Genomic DNA, 22,596 nt, shown 5'->3' with positions numbered 1-22,596 from the left:
AAAGCAAAACGATGCTTAAACTATATTGGGGAGCTGTATAGTTCTTCTTCTATTGACCGATAGGTCTTTGTCAAATTACATAACCAATAAAAAGGGTTTGACCATTACCAAAAGAAAGGGACCATCCCATATAAATGATAGCGGTGCCAACGTTCAAAACCAAAAAATAGCGTCATTTCATATTTGAACTACGCCTTGGTAACAAAGCATCAAAAATACCAATTTGGGAAACAAAAAAAGACCGCCCTACGAGGACGGTCTTTTCGACAAAGGTAACTCCAAACAAAAAATCAAGTCATTATTTTACTATTATCTTGTGCGATTCGGTCCCGTATTCATGGCTTATACGTACTACGTACATTCCGGTTGGCAAAAGTGAAGTGTCCAGAACAGCTTCTCCTTGAGTTGTACGGCGTTGTGTCAGCACACGACCGGTCAAGGTTATCAATTGCACATTGAAGGTATCCACATCGCCCTTCACCACCATATCCTGCCCCACGATCGGATTGGGAAACAAGGTAAACCCTATTTCCTCCGATGGTATCTGCGCAACGGCGGCAATGCCGGTGTTGGCAAAATTGCTTCCAAAATCGATATATCCGCTACAGTACAGCCATTCGCTTTTAACGCCCCCACATCTATTCTCCGCCTTGTTCCAGGAACCGGTATTCACACTTTGATCTTCGGCCTGCTTTCGAACGCCGTTGATTTCCAACCAATCGATCCGCACATCGCGTATATCGCCGTCATCGTTATCGTAAAGCAATCTGATATTGCCCGTTCCACTGGGTACCGTGGTCGTGTACTCCTTAAAGCTTGAAGAGTTCACTGTCCAGGTCTTTACCGTTTGGTTGTTTATCTGAAGTTTGAGACTTTCGTCCCCGCCCACTCCGAGTGCCCTCACCTTCACATTGAAATCGGAGGATACGTTGCCAAACTCGATATATCCGGCGCAGTATAGCCATTCGCTCTTTACGCCCCCACATCGGCTTTCGGCATTGTTCCATGAACCGGTGTTCACGTTCTGGGCTTCCGCCTGCATCCGGTTGCCATCGATTTCCAACCAATCGATACGTACATCCCGGTTGTTGGCGTCATTGTCGTATAACAGCCTTACTGTGCCATTACTTGAAATCGTGGTCGTATACTCCTTGAAACTCGACGAATTGAGCTGCCAGGTATGCACGGTCTGATTATTGATCTGCAACTTTAAATTTTCCTGGGTGGACACCCCGAGTGCCCTGACCTTTACATTTATGGTTCCCGAATTTACATTTTCGAACGTCCACCGCGTCCAGTTTCCGTCCCAGCTGGTAGGCCTTAATTCCACATTGGATGTGGTGTTTCCGTTCACTGGCCTAATATATTTGCCCGTTGCGCGGTTCACAAAATAAAAGGTACTACCATCGCTGGAAGGGTTTTCCTTCCATTGGGTCCATTCCCCGTCCCAACTGGTATCTTTCACCCACATCAATGATGCGTCGGTCGAGGTCTGGGGCCTAAAATATTTACCGCTCTCCACATTTCTTAAATAGTAATATCCATTAGAAGTTGGTACCTTTTGCCATTTGAACCAATCGGAATCGTTTTTGGCCGCAACCTGTATACCGGCATCATTATTGCCGTTTATGGGACGCAGGTATTTTCCGGTTTCTTTGTTCTTGATGTAAAAAACATCGCCGGTCGGTGCAGGGTTACTTGGCCCTTGGTCGTTTCCTAGTGCCTGTACCGCGTTTCCGGTCTTAAAGGTATGGATGCCGCATCTGGGGTCGCCACCGGGATAGTACTGGAAATGCACCCGAAAATCGCCCGTGGCATCGAAGTGCTCCAGGTCGTAGGCCTCCACATTACGCTCCGCGGTACCGTTGGCGGCAGCGGAAAGACTGGTCCAATTGTTCCCGTCGTCAGAAATATGGAAACGGGCGTCGCCCGAGTTATCCTGCTTGTACCAGGCGATAACACCGCGGTCGTTCGCCATAAAGGAGGACGTATTCTCCGGAACGTTCACGTTTACCCATGAGGAACCGTTCCACTTCTTGGAATACCCGTTCCCGTCTCGCAACAGATAGCTCACTACCGGGGTATTGGTATCGAAGGCCCCGATATGGTGCTCGGGCACAATATCCAGATTGGACGAACGGTTCACCACTATGGAAGCATTATTGGTGGTCATCGGTAGTGTGATAGCGGTGCCGTTGGCCTTTTTGAAACTGTTACCGCCATCATCGGAATATGCATACAGAATGTGCGACTGATAGTTGTACCCGCTACTGCTGGTCACGTTCTCTATACAAGGGTCGATTACGGACGATACCATGTGCATACGGTTGTTGGCATCGAAAAAGATACGCTGCCTCGGCTGCTGGTAATAGCATTGGAAGCCACCGCCCTGAAGGCCGAAAACCACAGCCTTTACCGGGGTGCCGTCCCCATCGTAATTGGAGTTACCCAAAAGTGTGAAGCTCCTATTGTCGGCGTTATAGCGCATCATGGCACCAACATGGTCATCCTGTTGTCCTCCATCACCGAGCCGCATGCGGAAGAGGATGTACAGTTCGTCGTTACGGTCTTTGTAGTACTCCGTGTAGGTGACCCGCTGTCCCGGGGGCGATTGTTTGGTCCAACTATTGATATCCTCCGGATTATTGGAAATGTAGTATTGCCAATCCTGGTTGTGGGAATCCCCCATGACATGAAGGTATCCATTCTTATCAACGGTGATGGAAGGTTTCGTATGGAAATCATTGGCCTGTAAATTGCCCATGACGACCTTCACATTATCGCCGTTGGACGTTTTTTTACCGGCATAGATTTTATTGTCGCTCCCGACATAGGCATAGTAGATATTACCCTTATAGGTGGTCACCGAGGTACTGAACCCCCAGTTGAGGTTTCCGTCCGTCGTGCGGTTGACGCCCTCGTTGGTATAGGAAATGGTTGATTGTGCAAAGAGGGATACTATTCCCAGCAGCGCGAACGTTAAAAGGGTTAAACGTTTAAAATGTAGTTTAATAGTCATATGGAATCGATTAAAGATAAAAGTCTTGTTTAGCAAATTTCTAATAGGGTGTCCACAAACAAGCCCAATAAACTGGGCCCTTGCAATGGTATTTTTTCTGTGACCAACGGATTTTATCCGATAAAAGCCTACGGAGCTTTTGTCCCCTACTTTTAAACAACCAGCTCCCGAACGAAGTGACCTTTGAGCGGACGTAAATGTTGTTCGACAAATGGATGGGTACCAGTTAAAATACGGCCGTTCAGGTGTCCTCTTTATTGGGGTATCTCTCTTTTCTTCGCATCTCTTTTTTGTTAAAAATCAGTTAATGAACACTACAAGTATACAAAAGCCTTCGTAAAAATACAATCGATTGTATTTTTTTCGTAAAAAAAACGATGAAAAAATTTTGAATTGTATTTTTTGGCCCTATGAAATTATGAATCTGTCAAAAATTTAACGAAAAGCAAAAAAAAGACCTTTAAGCTGCAAACGCCAAGATATGGGGCTTTATCAGCCTGGACAACAAGTGGCGCTATCTTGGTCCGTACTCTTAAAAGGGCCATTTTGTAATCCGTCGTTCCCCATTAAAAAAACTGTTGCCCTTTTTTACCGTTACAACGCCTACTCCGGATAAAAAACCAAAAAATCCGGTATGTGGTAAAGCCTTTAGCCATCAAAAGCTGTTACCTTTGTCCAAAACGGTTCCATGAAAAATATATTACTCTTCACGATTTTTGGTCTGCTGGCCCATAAGGCTTTTTCCCAGCAAACGGACACTGTAGACCAAAAAGCTATTTTGAAACAAATTGCCGATGCCAACGGTTATGAAAATTGGAACGAAGTGACCGAAATTGCCTTTACTTTTAATGTAGACCGGGACACCACCCACTTCGAGCGTTCCTGGGTTTGGCGACCAAATACCAATACCATTACCGCAATTTCCGACACCGATACATTAACGTACAATTGGTCCGATATGGACAGTACCGCCTACAAGACCAATGCCGGTTTCATCAATGACAAGTACTGGTTGTTGGCCCCTTTTCAATTGGTATGGGACATGGGGAACATTACCACATCGCATGAAAAGGATGCCACGGCACCGATCAGTAAAAAACAGCTACAAAAACTGACCATAGTATATGGAAACGAGGGAGGCTACACTCCTGGGGACGCTTACGATCTTTATTTCGGGGAAGACCTTTTGATTACCGAATGGGTGTTTCGGGAAAGCAACCAAACGGAACCCTCGATGATCACGACTTGGGAAGATTATATGGAGGTAAAAGGCTTGAAAATTGCTAAAATGCACCGGATGTCGGAAGGGGATTTCAAATTGTATTTCAGCGGAATATCGGTAAAATAACAAAGACCGCGTTCTTTTTCGAAGAGAAAAGGGTTTCTTTTGAAAACCGTTATCGCAACTGCTAACGGCCGTCCCCCTTTAATTTGACGGTGGCCCCTAGTATAACGAAAGCGCAACAGAGCAACACTCCAAAACAAACGAGCAAAGAGGTACTTTTCGCCAAAAAGCCCAGAATTGGGGGAGCCAATAGAAAACCCGTGTACCCCATTCCCGCGATAAACGATACGCCTTGCGACGATTCCACGCCCTTGATGTTTCCCCCGATCCTAAAAAGCTCGGGCACCATTACGGAAAACCCTAGTCCCGCAAAGGCAAAGCCCGCGATGGCCATGTACGTTTGCGTGGTCAACACCAAGGCGTAGCCCACCATGGAAACAAACGCGCCAAGAGCCACTATTTTTATTGAACCGAAACGTTCACTGATTCCGTCACCAAGAAACCTTCCAATGGTCATGGTCACCTGAAAACCCAAAAATCCAGCGCCCCAAAGCGTTTCCGGCGCCAAACTTATTTCCTGAAGGTACAGGCCGCTCCAATCCACTATGGCCCCTTCGCTACCCATGGAAATAAAGGAAACGAGACCAATCAACATTAAAGGTTTAAAGAGTTTTAAGCTAAACGGTTCTTTTTCAACAGGAGCCGCCTTCATTTGAAAATAACGCCCTACAAACAACAAGTGTACCGTTACCGTTAAAATGACCGCGCACAACATGTGCAATGATGGATTACCAAGGGGACCGATAAGAAAACTACCCAAACCGGCCAAAACCCCGCCCAAACTGAAAAAACCATGTGCGGCCGACATGAATTTTGCCTCGTCCTCCTTCTCTAGCTCGGTAACCAGAGTATTCATGGCGATGTCGGTAAAACCATTGCTCGCCCCAAAAACGAACAATGCCGCCATTAGGGTATACAAGCTTGGTGCCAGTAGCGGAAGCAAAGCGGCCAAACAACTTAGGACCACTCCGTACCCCGTCGCTTTTCCTACCCCTAAGGTATTGATGATCTTAGCGGCAACCGGAAATATCGCAAACACCCCTAAGGATAGAAAAAAAATTGCCAGACCCAATTCTGACTTGTCGATCTGTAATCCTTCTTTTACCGTTGGGATGTAGATCGCCCAGGTACCGAACAAAATATTCAGGCTGGCGAACGCCCAGGCGGGACCAAAATAGCGCGGATTCGAAAGGATCAAAAAAAGGGATTTCATAGGTATCGTTTTAAAAAAGGGATATGGTCGGCAACAAGTAGATGTAATACCATTTTAGCGACCATCATCCAAGATAAGTGCTCGTTGCTTGGGCCATAAACACTTCGCATATGCCAGAGATCATGCTTCACCCAGTTCCAGAATTCCTTGTTTTAAAATTGTTCCAAAGCGGAACATATCTTCAAAAGAACAGTAAAAAGGTGCCGGTGCCAAACGGATGACATTGGGTTCACGCCAATCGGTAATAACACCATTCTCCATCAAATAATCGAATAGGGACCTTCCTTGGCCATGTAAAAAAACCGAGAGCTGACAACCTCTTTCCTTAGGGGTAATCACTTCAAAACGGGCATCCACTGCTTTGTCCACTTCCCCTAGCACAAACTCCAAATAACCTACTAAACGATCCCGTTTAGCGGTCAAGCGTTCCATGCCCACTTCTTCGAAAAGTTCCAACGATGCCAAATACGGCGCGACCGAAAGTACCGGGGCGTTACTGATCTGCCAGGCATCGGCATTTTCCATAGGTTCAAAGGTCGGTTTCATCATAAACCGGGTTTCCTTTTTGGTTCCCCACCATCCCTCAAAACGTTGTATGTCCTTCCTGTTCAGGTATTTTTCGTTTATAAAGACACCCGAGGCGTTCCCCGGGCCACTGTTCATATACTTGTAACTGCACCAGGCGGCAAAATCGACCTTCCAATCGTGCAAGCGAAGGGCAATATTGCCCACGGCATGGGCGAGGTCCCACCCCACCATTGCACCGACCGACTTTCCGGCCCGTGTGATTTTTTGGATGTCAAATACCTGTCCGTTGTAGTAATTGACACCACCGATCAATACCAGCGCCAGTTCGTCCCCGATCTCATCGATTTTTGAAAGCACGTCCTCGGTACGCCAGTGATGTTCTCCCGGTCTTTTTTTTACAACAATAATGGCATCGTCGGCATCGTATCCATGAAAACGGACTTGACTTTGAAAAAGGTACTGGTCGGACGGAAAAGCCTTTTCTTCACAAAGAATTTTATAGCGCTTTCCTTTCGGTCTGTAAAAAGAGACCATAAGAAGGTGCAAGTTTACCGTAAGCGTGTTCATGACGGTAACCTCTTCCGGTTTTGCTCCGACTATTTTGGCCAAAGGTGCCGCTAGCCGTTCATGATAGTCCCACCAAGGTTTGTCCGCGTGAAAATGCCCTTCGACCGCCAATTCCTTCCAATCCGTCATGATCTCATTCACAAAGCTTTGGGTGCGTACCGGTTGCAGCCCTAATGAATTGCCAGTGAAATAAATCACCTCTTTTCCATTGACCTTGGGGAAATGGAATGCCTTCCGATATGCGCTAAGCCCATCGTTTTTGTCCAGTTTTTGGGCGTATTGCAAGGTGTTTTCAAAATGCATAGCTCGGTTTTTTATCAAAAATACAACTTCGTTAGGGAAGAACATCCGTTTGGTCCCCTGGGTTCGTCAGTCGCATTTCCACAAGATATTTTATAACGCCAATTCTTAACTAAAATATGCCATAGCATACCGAAGTTGCTTTTTCACTTACTTTCGCTATAGGGTTTTGAATAGCCATAGCTACGTGAAATGCTTACAAGAAAAGAAAATAGAAAATGAACAAGTCGGCATGACTCATTTTAATTCGCAATTGGGAAGCGCTACGGGAAGCGCAAAACCTTATCGTCCCTGTAAAGATAATGGCTATTTTTGTACCGACTGAAAGCCGGACCGTCGTTCCCTTGCTTTGCGAGCATACGCACCATTATGCTGGGGAACCCTAGTCCGAATTACCAAAAAAACTAAAAATACAGCTCCATTGCATTTTCTATCGGCCGATTTAGAAACGTATATCCGCGATCATTCAGAGGATGAACCGGCACTTTTAAGGGAACTCACCAGGGAAACACACCTAAAGGTCTTACGCCCACGAATGCTGACCGGTCATTTTCAGGGAAGGGTATTGAGCATGATCTCCAAAATCACCTCCCCCCTGAACATCTTGGAAATTGGCACCTATACCGGTTATTCCGCCCTTTGCCTTGCCGAGGGAATGCGTCCCAAGGGAATTTTGCATACCATAGATGTGAACGAGGAGCTTTCGGCGCTGCAAAGAAAGTATTTTGATAAAAGTAGTTTCGGAAACCAAATCGTACAACATTTGGGCGATGCCCTGTCCGTAATACCCCGACTCGATGTTGTTTTCGACCTTGTTTTTATCGATGCCGAAAAAAGGGATTACCCGGATTACTTTGAAGCGGTATTGCCCAAAACCCGATCGGGAACCATCATACTCTCGGATAACGTTCTTTGGACCGGAAAGGTAGTCGCCCCTTTGGACGCCAAGGATAAAGCTACTAAAAAACTACTACAATACAACCGCCTATTGAAAGAGGACACCCGGGTGGAAACCGTACTGCTGCCCATAAGGGACGGCCTTACCGTAAGTAGGGTAAGGTGATACGGACACTTAGGTATTTGAACAGAAACGCAAAGCATATGCCTACCATCATCCCTACCAAAATATCAAGAGGATAGTGTACCCCCAGATAAATACGGCTGAACGAAAAAAGTATGGGCCATAACAATACCAGATAGATCCATTTGTAACGCCCCCTTAACAGCAGTATGGCCATGGTGGCAATACTAAACGAAGAGGCGGCGTGGCCAGAAAAAAAACTAAAATCATGTGGAGTGTGTAAAACACGGATGATCTGGTTGATCGTTTCCTCATTGTTGGGACGTAACCTTCCAACACCTTTTTTCACGGTATCGATAGCATACCCTACCGTAACGATCATCAATAAAAAAAAGGTAAGGTCCCAAAGGGATTTCTTGATCGGTCTTTTCCAGAAAAGTAAAAAAACGATGAGTAAAAATAACGGTGTCCAGGTCCCAAATTTGGTGACGACCGACCAAAACGCGTCGTATTGCTCAATGCCCAACCCATTTAAGTAGATAAAGGTATCCCTGTCCCATTGCTGTAGCTTGTCCAGCATAGATCGATCAGCTTCTTTTTATGGTTCCCCCGACCTCGTCGAGACCCTTTTTTATGGGGTCGACCCCTTTTTTCAAATCTTCGGCGATACCGGTACCAAGGTTTTCCTTCACCTCGTCGATGTCTTTTTTGATATCCGATACAAAACTGGTATCTATTCCCTGTTTGTCGGCACTACGCTGTATTTCCTGTTTAATATCTTCGGTAGCATCTTTCAATTGCCGCATTCCTTTTCCCAGTCCCCTGGCGATGCCCGGTATTTTATCGGCTCCAAAAACCATCACCACGATAAACATGATGAAGAAAATTTCACCGCCACTAATGAATAAGAAAGAAATCAAAAACATACTACAAATATAATCAAGTTCGGCAATAGAAATAAAAAAGCCCCGATTTAAACGGGGCCTTCATCTTGATACTGCCTAGGGCACTACTTGCCCTTAACACTTTGCTTGACCTTGTCAAATTCCGAAGGAACCTCTTTTCGGGGCCATGTATTGTTGGTAAGATCAATATCGGCGGTCTCGGCCTTTGGATCGATCACAATGCCCGTAAGTTCTTCCTGGGAGGCTACGACCACACTGATTTCCTTATTGTTCTTTCTCCATATTTCAGCGGGGTAGGTAATGTCCTTGGAACTTCCGTCGGCATAGGTATACGAAACGATGATCGGCATCGGTATTCCTCCGGGTTTGTCAAAAGTTACCTTGTAAAAATACTTGGGCTCCTTTAATTTTGCCCTTTCCGCGGCGTCAAAATTATCCATAAGGAAAGCCTGCAACGATTTGGAACTTTCCGTAGGTTTTTTACCCTTTAAACTCGCGTCAAAACCATCGCTCTTTTCATTGTCAAGATATACCATCGGAGGCATATCGGCCTCGGTAATGTTTCGGGACGCCAAATAATCGCGCATCTTTTTCGTCGGCCGGTTCGAAACGTAATATTTTTCGATATCCTTAACCCCTATGTCCACATAATCCGTGGTGTAAAACCACCCTCTCCAATACCAATCGAGATCTACGGCCGAAGCGTCCTCCATGGTCCTGAAAAAATCTTCGGGGGTAGGATGTTTGAACATCCACCTTTTAGAGTAGGTTTTGAAAGCATGGTCGAACAATTCACGGCCCATAACGGTCTCCCTTAAAATATTCAATGCCGTAGCTGGTTTTCCGTAGGCGTTGGGGCCCAATTGAAATACATTTTCCGGATTGGACATGATCGGGGCGATCGTACTTTGATCACCGGCCATATAGGGCACTATCTTGGCCGGGTCGCCCCTTCTGGAGGGATATTTTGGATAAGGGGCTATCGCCTTTGGGAATTTTTCACCAAACTCCTGTTCCGCCAAGTACTGCATAAAGGTGTCCAACCCTTCGTCCATCCAACCCCATTGCCGTTCATCGGAGTTCACGATCATTGGAAAAAAGTTGTGTCCGACCTCGTGAATAATAACACTGATCATCCCGTATTTTACCCGATCGGAATAGCTCCCGTCTTCGTTGGGCCTTCCATAGTTCCAACAGATCATCGGGTACTCCATACCTTGGTTTTTAGCATGGACCGATATGGCCTTGGGGTAGGGATAATCGAACGTATGTGATGAATAGGACAATAAGGTATGTGCCACGGCCTTTGTGGAATACTCTTCCCATAAGGGGTTTCCCTCGGGAGGATAGAGCGATACCGCCATTACGTCCTTGGCGCCGACCTTTACGGCCTGCATGTCCCAAATAAACTTTCTAGAGCTGGCAAAAGCGTAGTCGCGTACATTTTTTGCCTTAAACTTCCAGGTCTTCTTTTTCTTTGAAAATCCTTTTCCAGCGGCCTCCGCTTCTGCTTGGGATACGATGATCACAGGTTTGTCATAGGATTTTTTAGCCTTTTCATAACGGCTCAACATTTCTTTTGAAAATACTTCCTTACGGTTCTGCAAGGTACCGGTGGCATCCAAAACATGGTCGGCTGGTACCGTAATGTTCACCTCATAGTCCCCGAAAGTAAGGGCAAACTCCCCATTGCCCCAAAACTGATGGTTTTGCCAGCCTTCCACATCGTTATAGACCGCCATCCTTGGAAAAAATTGGGCGATGACATACCCTCTATTGCCATCGGTAAACTCCTCATAGCCCGAACGGGCCCTGTCCACGGTATGATCGGGAATATTATAGTTCCATTTTATGCTAAAGGACAACTGCTCCTTACTTTTTAACGGTTTTGGAATGTCGATACGCATCATGGTAAAATTGATGGTGTACGGTAGGGCGTTGCCAGCCGCATCTTTTACATGGTCGATTACGAAACCGCCATCAAAAGGCTCGGTAATATATTTGCCCGCAAAGCCACCGGGAGTTTCAAAAGCGGGAATACCTTCACCGTTTTTCAAACGGGCCTTGGAATCTTTGGCACGAACGTTTTGATCCAATTGTACCCACAGATATTCCAGATCGTCGGGCGAGTTGTTGGTATAGGTAATCGTTTCTTCGCCATACAGTCGGTGGTTCTGATCGTCAAGCACAACGTTCATTACATAATCGGCCTGTTGTTGATAATACTCGTGACCCGGTGCGCCAGAGGCAGAGCGATACGTGTTTGGCGTTGAAAACTCCTCATATAGTTGCTTAAAGCTACTTTGATTGGTATGTCCGGATTCCTTTTCCTTCGGCGCCTCCTGGGCGACCAACGAAAATCCTGCAACCATAAAAAAGGATACCAATACCTGTTTGAATCGAATCATTTGTCGTATAAATTTTTGAAATGGGAAATTAAAATTTTTTAAAGAATCTGTTAACGAATGTTATAAGTTTAACATTCCTTTATTATTCTCTTTCATCAACACAAAACTCCTTTTTGTCCCCGCAATTTTAAAATGGACAACGTTTTGCTGTTCTTCAAAAAGGTCGGTCAATACGGCATTGCGAACGGCAATGGTTTCTACCTCCTCGAGGGATACCTTGTTCACCTCCAAATAACAGACCATAACGTCATTTTCATATTGCTCGGCCAAAAAAACAAAGGGGGTTTCGTTCCCGTTTACTGCTACCGAGAATTTTTCCCTGAGGTAGGTTTCCAAGTATTCTTGGACAACGGCCGATTCTTCCGACGTTCCCAGTTTGGCATGAATGCCATAGCGCTCCAAAAGCAATCGGTCCATATCGTCAATAAACAAACGAGTCGTTATCTGTAGGGCATTATCTTTTTTGGAATACTCGATATTGGTCACACTAAGGTAGAATTTGTGTGCGGTACCAAAAGCCAAAAGGGGCAGTATTAATAGTATCGGTATTTTTCGAAATAGGGTTTTCATTTTCGCCATTGATCAAAGGTAAACAAATTGCATGCGGTGTTTCAAACCGATACTCCCCAAATCACGGACACTCATTCCAAAGTATTGTTCTTTCTGTAAAGGATACTCCGTTTTCGCATATGCTCCCAAATTAGCAAACGGTCCCTAGCATCGACCGCTGCTTGAAAGGAAGCATCGATTTCGCAGAAGTACATGAAATCGGCAATCTTTTCGGCCGGAATCTTCAATTCGGATGTCAGTACGGAGTCCGGGTAAAAAGCACGCACCCTTTGGGTTCTTGCATACTTTTTTTCTACACCGACCAACCGTTTTAAACGTTTGGTCCTTCCCGAAAGGGCATTGAACAAAAAGTCGACACTCCTTGGGTCTCTGGCAGTGGCCAGTGCCCGTTCACTTTGGGTAAGCGTTTTCACGTAGGCATTCGGCAGGCCTAGGGTACTGGCGGTAACTACCGGATCGGTCCTTAAGCGATCGGCATCACGTTTCATATCCCCCGTAAGATTATAGGGCATTACCACCACCTCGTCAAGTTCGGTAACCGATTCTTCCAAGGGCACCGCCAAAAAACTGCTTTCCAGCATGGAGAGCGTTATCACGATCTGTTTCTTTTTGTATTGCACCGCAGAAAAAACGACCGTATCGTTCCATTTGGCCGTAATGGAGAAAAAACCATCGATATCGGTAATAGCGGCTTTTTTGGAAGTCATGTTGAGCACATGGGTAGCGGCAACATCACCATCTACGCTATACACCCGCCCTTTCAATTCTTGGGGTTCGAAAGTTTGTGCCCCGAGCATATGACCTAAAAAGATCAAGAAAACAAAAACCTTAATTTTTTGCATTCAACCCCTCCAAGTATGTTTTACTATGGGTCACCAAGAAATCGATGAGCTGAAACTCATTATCCTTTTTAAGCAAGGACTGGGCAGGGGACTTTGTATCGATATACACCAAAAAACCGTCGATCTTATCTTGGGGTAGTTTTAGATCCAATACAAAAAACTCATCGTCATATACCTCACGTAATACACTGCTCAATTTTATTTCCGGTCTCTTTTCCTCCTTGTTTTTGGATGATGCCTTTACAATGGCCTTAAAGATGTTCACAAAGTTCAAACCGTCCTGCATACCGCGTTCGGACTGGGAACGGGCAATATTTTCTACTTTAGAAGAGCGATCGATCTCATATTCATACTTTTTAAACTGCGCAAACTCGTCATTTTTCATCTCAATAAAACGCTCTTGGTCTTCGGGAGTAACGATTACCTCGTCCAACTCGGTAACTTTTTCCTTTACCTCTACCACCAGGCGGTTCGCTTCCAAAATCTCCGTAGTAATCGTAATGACACTCAGCTGATAGTTGACCGCGGTAAAAGCGAGTTGGTCATCGCGCTTGACGGCTATTGCAAATCGTCCGTCCTCATCGGTAATGGTCGCGGTTTCGGCCGTTACGTTGATTACGTTTTCATTGGGAACATTAACGTCCCTATAAATTACCTGTCCCCGCAACAACACCCTATCTTCTTGCGACCATAAGGCCGATACCGATAAAATAATCAAAAATAATGCTAGGGTAAATTGTACCGAAGTTGTTTTCATTTATAACTGTTTACCATTTGAACGAAAGGCTATTTCCGGCATATTGAATCGCTCTAAGCCCGTCGTTCCTTTTGTTAAAGAAAATATAAGTTGGGGGGATAAAAAAACCGTTGCATCTAAACTTTTGTTAATTTGTTCAAAAGCGATAGAAATGTGCCTTTTTGAGGCCAAAAATGCCTTTCTTTTTTTCACCGTCGCTATTCGGTCCGCCGTTTAACGAGGAATAGCGTCCTTTTAACAGGATGAGGAGGCAATTTTGAGGATATTGTGATAAAAATAGGCAGATAATCCTATTTTTGCCTACCCTGCTAACCGCAAAAATGACGTCATACCACCTTAGCTTTGAAATGGCAGGTATAGAAATGGAATTATTTTTTAGTTGTTCAATGCAAAAACTTGTCCACGACTTGGTTGAGGACTGGCCTTTTAAGGAAGAACAGCTGGAAAAGAAACGATTTAATAGTGTTATTTCGAAGTTAAAGGGGTGTCAAATCTTGGTTTATGAGAACACTGAGAATGTTTATTCTTTTAGGCTTTTTAGGTAGTTCATCGCTTCAAGGACAGGTAAAGATCGGCGACAACCCGCAGACCATCGATCCTTCCGCAGTGCTGGAACTGGAAAGTAGTACCGGTGCCCTGATCATCACCCGTATTACCACCGACGAAATGGAGGCCATTGTACCCGACAGGGGCGCCGTGGTATACAACACAGATGCCCAATGTGTATTCTATTACAACGGCACACAATGGATAAGCCTTTGCGACAGCACCTTAGAACTTACGGCAGAAGCTTCGGACGGTGGAGAACCGACCATTTTGTTGACACCTACGGCAGAAGGTACTAATATTGAAATAGCACCGGGATCCATTACGGGCGCTGAAATCGGCCAAGGCGTTATTTTTGGCGATAACATCAACGCAGGTTCCATTCAGACCGAACAATTGGCCGACAATTCCGTTGGTTTGGCACAATTACGGGAAAATTCGGTGGGGCCTTTCGCGCTCGACCAACAGGCATTGCCCTTGAGTACCTTTGTCAACGATGTTCCCTTTTTAACCGCCCCAGATTTGCCCAGTCCCGTGAGTACGGACCCTGGAAACGTACTGAGTTTAGGCGGTGATGACGCTGCTTTTTATAATGACCAAGCACTCGTGGATGCCATAGCCTTAAATACCACCGCCATCGCCAACGATACCGATGGAAACCCGTTGAACGAATTACAGATACTCTCCATAACGGGAAATACGTTACGGCTATCACGACCTGACGGAAGTATAAACGAGGTACCCCTTGAAGATGTTTTGAGCGGTAACCAAAGTGTTGAAGAAGTAGATGGAATAACCCTAAGCGGCGTAGGGACCAACCTCGACCCCTTTACGATAACACCGTCCGCTACGGCAAATCAGGTATTGACCACCAATGCGGCCCTGGAAGTGGTATGGAACAATTTACCTACGGGTGGCGGGGGATCCGTAAATACGGACGGCACTACTATCTCGGGAAATGGCGATGACAACCCGCTAACCATAACGCCATCCGCTACCGCCAATCAATTTTTGACCACCAATGCCGGTGGTGAGGTAGAATGGGTGACGGTAACACCAGGAGGGGGAACTACGGAGTTGGCAGATCAAGTCACGATTGTGGGAAATGGACAAACCGGAAGCGAGTTTCAAGTTGCTGATGGTGCAGTGACCACATTGAAAATAGTGGACGACAACGTGACCCCGGACAAGATAGCCGGGGGTACCGAAGGACAGGTGCTTACCACGGATGCCGCGGGGGACGTACTTTGGAACGACCCGCAAGTGGTCGCCGTGAACACCACCGCCGCAATCGACGGTGACGGAACCCTAGGGAACGAACTCGATATCGCAGACGGTGCAGTGACCACATTGAAGATTTTGGATAACAACGTGACCCCTGACAAGATAGCAGAAGGTACCGAAGGACAGGTACTTACCACGGATACCGCAGGGGATGTACTATGGAACGACCCGCAAGTGGTCGCCGTGAACACCACCGCCGCAATCGACGGTGACGGAACCCTAGGGAACGAACTCGATATCGCAGACGGTGCAGTGACCACATTGAAGATTTTAGATAACAACGTGACCCCGGACAAGATAGTAGAAGGTACCGACGGACAGGTACTTACCACGGATGCCGCAGGGGATGTACTATGGAACGACCCGCAAGTGGTCGCCGTGAACACCACCGCTGCAATCGACGGTGACGGAACCCTAGGGAACGAACTCGATATCGCAGACGGTGCGGTGACCACATTGAAGATAGTGGACGACAACGTGACCCCGGACAAGATAGCAGAAGGTACCGACGGACAGGTACTTACCACGGATGCCGCGGGGGACGTACTATGGAACGACCCGCAAGTGGTCGCCGTGAACACTACCGCTGCAATCGACGGTGACGGGACCACCACCAATCCCTTGAACCTTGCGGCTAATTCAGTAGGAACGGACGAACTAGTAGACGACAGCATAACCCCAAATAAATTGGCAACAACGGGTATTCCTGACGGATATATTTTGATAATGGACAGTGGCGCTCCTATTTGGCGGCAACCAAATTCGGGAGCACCATTAAAAACGTCAACCTCCGGAGCAAAGAAAACATCCATTCGCAGGGTTTCGGACCTAAAAGTAGCGGTCGGGGAAAACGACCATACGCTTATTTTGGAAGAAACCGTCGCTCAATTGATACTGCCCAGCGCACAGACTAATTTGGGAACCATTTTGGTCATTAAGGATTTGGGTGGGGTGTCTACGCGATTGAACATTCCCTACAGGGATTTTGGGAACAGCACAGTAAACACAATAGATGGTGCCGCGGTATTATGGCTGCAAAGTGATGGTACCGAATGGCAATTAATCAAGTAAAATGAAAAAGATCACAGCTCTTCTATTCTTCCTTGGCCTATTTGGCAATGCCCAGACCGCATTGCACAATTCCGGAAACCTGCGCATTCATAACGAAGGGAAACTCGGTTTTCATACGGATTTGATCAACAACGGTATTTTTGACGAAAATGAGGGATTGGCCGGATTTTATGGAGACAACACCATCGATGTAAGCGGAGCGGTACCGACGACCTTTGCAGATGTGGAATTCGCGACCTTTGTAGCCACTGTGCTCCGCACAACAGTAAACGCCAGCAATAATGTCAATTTTATTTCCGGGAATGTTTTGACCCCAAGGGACAATGCTTCCGTATCCCTTAATTTTTTGGAAAATAGCTTTTATAATGGAGAGGGTGACACCAATAAAGTTGATGGGTATGCCAGTATTACACAAAAAAGCGAGACCACCTTTCCGGTAGGGGATTTTGAGCAACTACGTCCGCTTATTCTAAGATCGGAAGCCGTAAATTCCTTTGCTTCCTGTGCCTATTTTTCGGAAGATCCCAATAACCCCTCCACTTTTACTACCAGTTTTAATACCACCAATAAGGAAGTAAGCCTTGGAGACATTAGCACTCGGGAATTTTGGCGATTGGAAGGCAGCGTCCCTTCTACTATCGAAATCAGCTGGAACGCACAGAGCGATATTAGCGCACTTACAGATGACCCCACCTTGGTCATACCGGTCGGGTGGAGCAAAGCTTTGGGACAATGGGTTAGCTTGGGAACCAATGCGGGAATCGGCGATCTTACCAATGGTATTGCCGTATCGGAAACATTTGTTCCGGACGATTACGAAATCATAACCTTCGGCACCGGCGGCCAACTGCTGGAACCTTTGGACTTGGGCAACTATCTGGTCACTCCAAATGGTGATGGCCGAAACGATGCATTGGTTATCCCTGAACTGGAAGCGTCGCCGAACAACAAAGTGCTCATTTTCGATCGGTTTGGACTCAAAGTATTTGAAAAAACCAACTACGTTGATGAGTTCGATGGTTTTGCTACAAGTGGCAATGTACCAATGAACCCCGAAAAAGGACTCCCTTCAGGAGTATATTTTTACATCGCCTATCTGTATGATTTGGATTTGGAGTTTCAAGGATTCTTGTATCTTTCGGCCAGACGGTAGAAATTTGCTGCGGAGCAAGCAAGAAACCTACGTTACATAATTAAAGTTCAGGTAATTATTTTTTAGATTTTATTCTTACAAATTATGTAAGAATATTATATTTAACCACTCTTTAGAGTAGCTTTCCAAATCACTTTACACTTCCCTTTTTCCTAAGAAATTCCATAAAACTCTAGGGCAACTGACCACTTTTTCACCTTCGTTGACACATGTTTTCCGGGCCTTCACAACATAATTTCAGGTATCCGTAGCATTTTAAATAACTTTCCCATAGTATAACCACCCCCCCATGAAATCAGTAATAACCATTGTAGTACTATTCACCTTTACCATGGCCTTTGGCCAAGTGAAGATAGGCGACGATATTAACACCATAGATGCCGCTTCCATAATGGAATTGGAAAGTGCCTCCAAGGTGTTTGTAGTAACCCGCGTGAATACTAGCCAAATGAATGCCATAACACCGCTGAACGGTGGTCTGGTATACAATACCGATGACAATTGTTTATTCCAGTTCAACAACGGAAGCTGGAGCAGCCTATGCGTAAATGTATCTGCTGGAGAAACCGTAACGGCCTTAGTGGATAATGGTAATGGCTCTTTCGAATATACCAACGAGGCCGGAATCATGTCCGCAATTTCCAAAGCTTCCTTGGCAGATAATGGCGACAGCACTTATTCCTTTACAAACAATGGCAGTACCATAATCTTGGTGGATACTCGGGCCGCATCAAATACTTTTGACAATACGGCATCGGGCCTCTCCGCCAGTACCGTTCAAGAAGCTATTGATGAGCTAAAAGTTGCGACCGATCTTGCCATTTCGGGTGCCGACGACGACATCACGGGCGTCACCTTCGACGGTACCGACCTGACCGTGGACGAGGGGACCACCTCTTTCAGTGCGGATCTTTCCGCTCTCGAGGAATCCGCCGATATTACGGCCAATACCACGGCCATCAACAACGAGATTACAAGGGCCACGGCGGCAGAGGCCGCCATTCAGGCCGACGTCGATACCAACGAAGCGGACGCAGATGCGGCAATAGCCCTTAAGGAGGACAGCGCAAACAAATCCTCCGATACCGCGCTTGGAACTTCCGATGCACTCTTCCCGACCCAGAACGCGGTCAAGACCTATGTGGACGGCCAGATCACCGCAACCGCCGATGACGATATTACAGGGGTAAGTTTTGACGGTACCGACCTGACCGTAGATGAGGGGGCCACCTCTTTCAGTGCGGATCTTTCCGCTCTCGAGGAATCCGCGGACATTACCGCCAATACCACGGCCATCAACAACGAGATTACAAGGGCCACGGCGGCAGAGGCCGCCATTCAGGCCGATGTGGACGCCAACGAGGCGGATGCGGACGCCGCCATTGCTGCGGTACAGGCCGACGTCGATACCAATGAGGCGGACGCAGATGCGGCAATAGCCCTTAAGGAGGACAGCGCCAATAAATCCACCGATACCGCGCTCGGAACTTCCGATGCACTGTTCCCTACCCAGAACGCCGTAAAGACCTATGTGGACGGACAGATCACCGCAACCGCCGATGACGACATCACGGGCGTCACCTTCGACGGTACCGACCTGACCGTGGATGAGGGGACCACATCCTTTAGCGCGGACCTTTCCGCTCTCGAGGAATCCGCGGACATTACCGCCAATACCACGGCCATCAACAACGAGATTACAAGGGCCACGGCGGCAGAGGCCGCCATTCAGGCCGATGTGGACGCCAACGAGGCGGATGCGGACGCCGCCATTGCTGCGGTACAGGCCGATGTCGATACCAACGAAGCGGACGCCGATGCGGCAATAGCCCTTAAGGAGGACAGCGCAAACAAATCCACCGATACCGCGCTCGGAACTTCCGATGCACTGTTCCCAACACAGAACGCGGTCAAGACCTATGTGGACGGACAGATCACCGCAACCGCCGATGACGACATCACGGGCGTCACCTTCGACGGTACCGACCTGACCGTGGATGAGGGGACCACCTCTTTTAGTGCGGACCTTTCCGCTCTCGAGGAATCCGCGGACATTACCGCCAATACAACGGCAATAGCACTAAAAGAGGATACTGCAAACAAATCTACGGACACGGCCCTTGGCGCTTCCGATTTGTTATTCCCGACACAGAACGCCGTAAAAACCTATGTGGACGGGCAAATCACCGCAACAGCGGACGACGATATCACAGGGGTAAGCTTTGATGGTACCGACCTGACCGTAGATGAGGGGACCACCTCCTTTAGCGCGGACCTTTCCGCACTTGAGGAATCCGCTGACATCACCGCCAATACCAACGCCATAGCCCTAAAGGAGGACACTGCCAACAAATCCACCGATACCGCGCTCGGAACTTCCGATGCACTGTTCCCGACCCAGAATGCGGTAAAGACCTATGTCGACAGTGAAATCGCATCTTTTGAAATAACCAACCTTATCAATGGTAACCGCATCGCTACGGTAACGGAAGCGGACGGGACCTCCGTTGAAATCGATGAAACCATTACCGGGCTGAGCAGTCCCGCAGGAGCAGAAAGTACGTTAATCTATTCCGACGAAGGAGGTGGTACCACTACCATTTCAAATATCGTAAGAAGTGTGAATGGTGTTAGCCCTGCCGCAAACGGTAACGTGGCCGTAGTACTATCCAGCGTCAGCACCGGTTTGGAAGCAGATTTACCGGCGACCGGAACAGATGCCGATGTATACATCGTATCGGGAGAAGTAGCACCAAATTCAGATAGGAACGGGGTGGCTTTTATCTATGATGATGCTACCGGATGGCAAGAAGTGACCACGGACCTTTCTACCGCGGATGCCCGATATGTCAATATTATCGGCGATGCCATGACCGGCCCCCTTACCATGGGCGGTAATAGTATCACTAGCGTAAATGACCCCGTAAATCCGCAAGACGTTGCTACCAAAAACTATGTCGATGGACTTGCTGCCGGAAATGTTACCGGAACCGGAATCACGGTAACCGGAGGAACGAACGCAACATTTGCTAACGTTGGCCTTTCCATAGCGGACGATGCCATAGACAGAACCAAGATCAACGCCAATGTTGCCGGTACAGGATTGACACAAGCCGCTGACGGTTCTTTGGAAATCGATCCGGTTACCGCTGTGGGGGACGGAAATATTTCTTCCGCCAGTCTAACGGTCGGTGGGGATTCCAATGCCCTTTTAGGGAATGTAACCCTAGAGATTACCCCTGGCGCGAACGAACAAGTACTGACCACCAATACTTCGGGAACATTGGCCTGGGCAGACCCCAATACCCTTAACCATACCGGAACCACGGGATCGGTATTTTTCGCTGGAACTTCGGGAGAACCTGATGAAAACAACGGACAACTTTTTTGGGACCGTACAAACAACCGTTTGGGTATCGGTACCGATGCGCCTACGCACAAATTACAGGTTACCGGTCAAGTTAGGGCAACATCCTTTGCCAATGCCGACGGTACCGCAAACGCGCCCTCCTATCGCTTTAACAATGATGGTAATTCGGGAATGTTCCGGGCCGCCAACGATCAACTTGGTTTTAGTACTGCGGGGACCGAAGCGTTACGAATCGATGCTACCGGTAATGTCGGTATCGGTACGGCCGTTCCGGACGAAGCACTGCAAGTTGCGGGCAACATGCGGCTCGACGGAAGTTTCGAGGACAAGGATGGAGATGCCGGAACTTCTGGTCAAGTATTGACCTCCACCGCTACCGGTACGGATTGGGTGGCGGCCTCAGCGGTCGGAACGGATAATCAAGATCTGAGCAGTTCGGTGGTTACCGCAAATGAGTCCGTGAGCATTGAAATTTCAGGAGGAAACAATACCACTATCAATATTCAGGATGGCGACTCCAATAGCACCAACGAACTTACGGACCTCAGCCTTTCGGGCAACACTTTGACCCTTACCAATCCCGCAACGGGATCGAATAGCGTGACACTGCCCACCGCCAACGGTTCGGAAACCCTGGTCACCGCAGGTAGCGATATTTCGGTATCGGGCACCGGGATTACCGGAGACCCGTACATCATCGCCAACACTTTTACCGAGGTCGATGCCAGCACTACCAACGAACTTACGGACCTTAATCTTTCGGGCAACACCTTAACCCTTACCAATCCCGCAACGGGATCGAATAGCGTGACACTGCCCACCGCCAACGGTTCGGAAACCCTGGTTACCGCAGGTAGTGATATTTCCGTATCGGGGACCGGGATTACCGGAGACCCGTACATCATCGCCAACACCTTTACCGAAGTCGATGCCAGTACTACCAACGAACTTACGGACCTTAATCTTTCGGGCAACACCTTGACCCTTACCAATCCCGCAACGGGATCGAATAGCGTGACACTGCCTACCGCCAACGGTTCGGAAACCCTGGTCACCGCAGGTAGTGATATTTCAGTATCAGGGACCGGGATCACCGGAGACCCGTACATCATAGCCAACACTTTTACCGAGGTCGATGCCAGTACTACCAACGAAATTCAAACATTATCCCTATCGGGGAATACTTTAAGTATTACAGGTACCGGTGGTAATAGTGTGACCTTACCTGCCACTACCGAGACAACGACAAACCTAAGTCAAGCCACGGCAACCGGTACGATTACCTACACCAACGAGGACAACGCTTCCCAAACCGCGAACGTCATCGGTGCAGAAACGAACAACAGCATATCCGCAGGCGCAAACGGTGGCGCTTTTTACGAAAGTCCAATTAAAGCCTTTGGAAAGATATCGGCCGCTGGGGGGCTTACCAAAGTAACCACCGGAATTACGGTAACCAAATTGGGAACGGGAAGATATCGGGTAAATTTACCTTCGGGCACCGTTTCCGATGCCAATTACATCATTCAACTCTCACAACCGGGAAGAGGTGGCGCCGGGAATGACGACCCGGGGATATCATACACCAACCAAACCAATTCCAGTTTTGAGGTAATCGTTGGCGATAACGACAATGGCGGAACCGATAGAAGTCGTTTCGATTCCGAATTTATGTTTACGGTTCTTGATCTTTAAAA

General features: G+C 47.4%; 14 protein-coding genes. 5 read left to right on the top strand and 9 right to left on the bottom strand.

Annotated elements, in window-relative coordinates; all coding sequences use genetic code 11:
* Positions 1 to 298: 298 nt before the first annotated feature.
* Positions 299 to 3,019 carry a BNR-4 repeat-containing protein gene (locus ACRD7P_RS04390; protein WP_430906290.1) on the bottom strand — a complete coding sequence of 907 codons (2,721 nt, stop codon included), beginning with the start codon at positions 3,017 to 3,019 and terminating at the stop codon, positions 299 to 301.
* Positions 3,020 to 3,707: 688 nt separating this feature from the next.
* On the opposite strand from ACRD7P_RS04390, the gene ACRD7P_RS04385 reads away from it, so the two are divergent.
* Positions 3,708 to 4,367, top strand: coding sequence for a hypothetical protein (locus ACRD7P_RS04385; RefSeq protein WP_430906289.1), 660 nt, complete (start codon positions 3,708 to 3,710; stop codon positions 4,365 to 4,367).
* A 61-nt stretch (positions 4,368 to 4,428) separates the two neighbouring features.
* Here the strand turns inward: ACRD7P_RS04385 and ACRD7P_RS04380 are convergent, their stop codons facing one another.
* Together ACRD7P_RS04380 and kynU are read right to left on the bottom strand one after the other, a co-directional pair.
* On the bottom strand, positions 4,429 to 5,577 hold the full coding sequence (locus tag ACRD7P_RS04380) for an MFS transporter (RefSeq protein ID WP_430906288.1): 1,149 nt from the start codon (positions 5,575 to 5,577) through the stop codon (positions 4,429 to 4,431).
* 120 nt (positions 5,578 to 5,697) lie between these two features.
* Positions 5,698 to 6,975: a kynureninase gene (kynU, locus tag ACRD7P_RS04375; protein WP_430906287.1), complete on the bottom strand. Its 1,278-nt coding sequence runs from the start codon at positions 6,973 to 6,975 to the stop codon at positions 5,698 to 5,700.
* Between the two features lie 418 nt (positions 6,976 to 7,393).
* Here kynU and ACRD7P_RS04370 point away from each other — a divergent pair, with 418 nt between their 5' ends.
* Positions 7,394 to 8,035, top strand: a complete 642-nt coding sequence (locus ACRD7P_RS04370) for an O-methyltransferase (protein WP_430906286.1) — start codon at positions 7,394 to 7,396, stop codon at positions 8,033 to 8,035.
* On the opposite strand, the gene ACRD7P_RS04365 is transcribed toward ACRD7P_RS04370, so the two are convergent.
* The 6 genes from ACRD7P_RS04365 to ACRD7P_RS04340 all read right to left on the bottom strand — a co-directional run bounded on the left by ACRD7P_RS04365 (position 8,013) and on the right by ACRD7P_RS04340 (position 13,475).
* The gene (locus ACRD7P_RS04365) at positions 8,013 to 8,573 is read right to left on the bottom strand and encodes a phosphatase PAP2 family protein (protein ID WP_430906285.1); all 561 of its coding nucleotides are present in this window, start codon (positions 8,571 to 8,573) and stop codon (positions 8,013 to 8,015) included. The two genes, ACRD7P_RS04370 and ACRD7P_RS04365, sit on opposite strands and share 23 nt — an antisense overlap.
* Before the next feature lie 7 nt (positions 8,574 to 8,580).
* Positions 8,581 to 8,919 (bottom strand): Sec-independent protein translocase subunit TatA/TatB, encoded by a 339-nt coding sequence (locus tag ACRD7P_RS04360; RefSeq protein WP_430906284.1) that lies wholly within the window; start codon positions 8,917 to 8,919, stop codon positions 8,581 to 8,583.
* Positions 8,920 to 9,002: 83 nt separating this feature from the next.
* Positions 9,003 to 11,306, bottom strand: coding sequence for a M1 family metallopeptidase (locus ACRD7P_RS04355; protein WP_430906283.1), 2,304 nt, complete (start codon positions 11,304 to 11,306; stop codon positions 9,003 to 9,005).
* A 60-nt stretch (positions 11,307 to 11,366) separates the two neighbouring features.
* Positions 11,367 to 11,885, bottom strand: a complete 519-nt coding sequence (locus tag ACRD7P_RS04350) for a DUF6702 family protein (protein WP_430906282.1) — start codon at positions 11,883 to 11,885, stop codon at positions 11,367 to 11,369.
* A 62-nt stretch (positions 11,886 to 11,947) separates the two neighbouring features.
* Positions 11,948 to 12,718: a carboxypeptidase-like regulatory domain-containing protein gene (locus ACRD7P_RS04345; RefSeq protein ID WP_430906281.1), complete on the bottom strand. Its 771-nt coding sequence runs from the start codon at positions 12,716 to 12,718 to the stop codon at positions 11,948 to 11,950.
* Entirely contained in the window at positions 12,705 to 13,475 is a 771-nt protein-coding gene (locus ACRD7P_RS04340; protein WP_430906280.1) for a carboxypeptidase-like regulatory domain-containing protein, read from the bottom strand. Before ACRD7P_RS04340 ends, ACRD7P_RS04345 begins: the two co-directional genes overlap by 14 nt.
* A gap of 501 nt (positions 13,476 to 13,976) precedes the next feature.
* Here ACRD7P_RS04340 and ACRD7P_RS04335 point away from each other — a divergent pair.
* From ACRD7P_RS04335 to ACRD7P_RS04325, 3 genes are all read left to right on the top strand, one after another.
* Positions 13,977 to 16,376, top strand: a complete 2,400-nt coding sequence (locus tag ACRD7P_RS04335; protein ID WP_430906279.1) for a hypothetical protein — start codon at positions 13,977 to 13,979, stop codon at positions 16,374 to 16,376.
* A 1-nt stretch (position 16,377) separates the two neighbouring features.
* Positions 16,378 to 17,529 carry a gliding motility-associated C-terminal domain-containing protein gene (locus ACRD7P_RS04330; RefSeq protein ID WP_430906278.1) on the top strand — a complete coding sequence of 384 codons (1,152 nt, stop codon included), beginning with the start codon at positions 16,378 to 16,380 and terminating at the stop codon, positions 17,527 to 17,529.
* A gap of 289 nt (positions 17,530 to 17,818) precedes the next feature.
* Positions 17,819 to 22,594 carry a beta strand repeat-containing protein gene (locus ACRD7P_RS04325; protein ID WP_430906277.1) on the top strand — a complete coding sequence of 1,592 codons (4,776 nt, stop codon included), beginning with the start codon at positions 17,819 to 17,821 and terminating at the stop codon, positions 22,592 to 22,594.
* Positions 22,595 to 22,596 lie beyond the last annotated feature (2 nt).

This window comes from Maribacter sp. 2-571 (assembly GCF_050589625.1).
In the GTDB taxonomy this organism is placed as follows: Bacteria; Bacteroidota; Bacteroidia; order Flavobacteriales; family Flavobacteriaceae; genus Pelagihabitans.
Note: the sequence above shows the minus strand (reverse complement) of the source record. Positions and strands in the feature narration are given on the sequence as shown.